We start from the raw sequence: 226 nt of genomic DNA on the forward strand, positions 1-226 counted from the left end.
AACCGTTGACCTCCTGCGTGCAAAGCAGGCGCTCTCCCAGCTGAGCTAAAGCCCCAAAATATTTATTTAAATGGGCCTAAGTGGACTCGAACCACCGACCTCACGCTTATCAGGCGTGCGCTCTAACCAGCTGAGCTATAGGCCCAAATAAGCAACCTTGAGAAAAGTAAATCTCTCAAAACTAAACAAAGTTTACGATAAAGTGCAGGTTTCCGAAATTATCCTT

1 tRNA gene is annotated in these 226 nt (G+C 45.6%); it reads right to left on the bottom strand.

From position 1 onward, the window contains the following. Positions 1–71 precede the first annotated feature (71 nt). A tRNA-Ile gene (locus tag FC32_RS03775) sits at positions 72–145 on the bottom strand. Positions 146–226 lie beyond the last annotated feature (81 nt).

The sequence above is a fragment of the Ligilactobacillus apodemi DSM 16634 = JCM 16172 genome, assembly GCF_001434405.1.
GTDB classification, from domain to species: Bacteria; Bacillota; Bacilli; order Lactobacillales; family Lactobacillaceae; genus Ligilactobacillus; species Ligilactobacillus apodemi.